Genomic DNA, 1,010 nt, shown 5'->3' on the forward strand with positions numbered 1-1,010 from the left:
TTTGAACCAGGTTAGCCAAGTCATTGTAAATCTGGCCGATCACATAATTTTGTTCAGCATCGCTACGTGGATTGGCCAAAGCAATTAAATCTGCTTCCTTAATTTGAGTCTTTCGCTTGATGTAGCTCAGTTCAGCAGTTGCTTTTTGCGCTTCACGGTCGCCAATTTCTGCTTCAGTATCAAAGGAAGCATAGTCAGCAATTACTGGCGTGCGGTCACCTTCAAGAAGCATATCAACCGTGAGTGATTGCACGCGCTTTGCTGGAAACAAAGTATCACCCAACAATTCAGGAAAATCGCGCTTGCGAGTGTAATCTAAAACAGATTGTTGAGAAAACAACTCAGTCAATGGAGTTGCAAACATTTGTAAATCGAACTTAAACATATTTACTCCCTTCATTAATGACCAGAATTTGAAGTAGTTGAACTAGTAGTGCTTGAACTATCAGTGCTTGCGCTGAGGTCCTTAAAGTGGATGGTAGTCATTGCCTTAATAGCATCTGCACTAGGCGTTACTGGCATTTGATCAGATAGCAGCCAGCCTTCCCGAATTACACCTACTAGCTGAGCGCCATCGTTAACGTAAACGTCATTAATCGTTACACCGACCGCTTTAGCGTCGTTCGTTGGGTAAACAGTCCCTGCTGGAACATACTTCTTACCTTCGTCGTCAGTTTGAACATTGTAGTTAGCAGCGTCAATTGCTTCAGGGAATGCTACAAACTTTTCCGATGCCAAAAAGTTAATCTGCTCGGAATTCATTCTTTTTACGTACATAAACCATGTACTCCTTTCTTACTATGACCAAAAATCAGATTTCTTATTTGCTTTGGTACGTTCGTTAGCTCTGTCCGCTAACCGAGACCCCACCGTGGAAGCAGCACCGCTTGAAGCGCCACCAGGTGCGCCCAATGACTTAGTCAGCTTAATTTGAACTTGATCATCCACTGCTTTCTTAAAGACTTTAGTCACGTTTTCGTATTGATCTTCAAGCGAGTCAGTATCATCAA

Annotated in this window: 2 protein-coding genes and 1 pseudogene; all 3 read right to left on the reverse strand. The window is 42.8% G+C overall.

All coding sequences use genetic code 11. The features are described 5' to 3' along the window. Window positions 1-385, reverse strand: a 385-nt coding sequence (locus FC20_RS09560; protein ID WP_236697673.1) for a major capsid protein, incomplete at its 3' end; no start/stop codon positions are given. Window positions 386-399: 14 nt separating this feature from the next. Next, window positions 400-777, reverse strand: a complete 378-nt coding sequence (locus FC20_RS09565) for a hypothetical protein (RefSeq protein WP_056945404.1) — start codon at window positions 775-777, stop codon at window positions 400-402. A gap of 21 nt (window positions 778-798) precedes the next feature. Next, window positions 799-1,010 (reverse strand): annotated as a pseudogene (locus tag FC20_RS10970) (DUF4355 domain-containing protein); the annotation flags it as partial.

This window comes from Lactobacillus equicursoris DSM 19284 = JCM 14600 = CIP 110162, from assembly GCF_001434815.1.
GTDB lineage: Bacteria > Bacillota > Bacilli > Lactobacillales > Lactobacillaceae > Lactobacillus > Lactobacillus equicursoris.